Genomic DNA, 798 nt, shown 5'->3' on the forward strand with positions numbered 1-798 from the left:
GTGGGCACCGAGGACGAGCGGGCCCAGGCGGTGATGCGCGAGCTCTATCGCCCGCTGAGCCTCAACGAGACCCCGATCGTCTTCACCGGCCGCCGCACCAGCGAGCTGATCAAGTACGCCGCCAACGCCTTCCTCGCCATGAAGATCACCTTCATCAACGAGATGGCCGACCTGTGCGAAAAGGTCGGGGCCGACGTGCAGCAGGTGGCCAAGGGCATCGGCCTGGACAAGCGGATCGGCAGCAAGTTCCTCAACGCCGGCCCCGGCTACGGCGGCAGCTGCTTCCCGAAAGACACCATCGCCCTGGTCAAGACCGCCGCCGACTACGGCGCGCCGACCCGGCTGATCGAGACCACGGTCGAGGTCAACACCGCCCGCAAGAAGGCCATGGCCGAGAAGGTCGCCGCCGTGCTGGGCGCCGATGACCTGGCCGGCAAGACCGTCGGGGTGCTGGGCGTGACCTTCAAGCCCAACACCGACGACATGCGCGACGCTCCGAGCCTCGACATCCTGCCGGCCCTGCAGGCCAAGGGCGCCAAGGTCCGCGCCTTCGACCCCGAAGGCCGCCACGAGGCCGAAGCCCTGCTGCCCGGCGTCGAGTTCGTCGGCGGTCCCTACGAGGCCGCCCAGGGCGCCGACGTGCTGCTGATCCTCACCGAGTGGGACCAGTTCCGCGCCCTCGACCTGGACCGCCTCAAGGGCCTGCTGGCCGCCCCGGTCGTCGTCGACCTGCGCAACGTCTACAAGCCCGCCGAGATGGTGCGGGCCGGCTTCACCTACGCCTCCATCGGCCGGGGA

Annotated in this window: 1 protein-coding gene; it reads left to right on the forward strand. The window is 69.7% G+C overall.

Annotated features, from left to right (window positions below; translation table 11 throughout):
- Positions 1-798: UDP-glucose dehydrogenase family protein (locus AC07NS_RS26645; protein WP_494608229.1), on the forward strand; the 798-nt coding region annotated here is incomplete at both ends.

It is taken from the genome of Caulobacter sp. GW821-FHT10A10 (assembly GCF_059415745.1).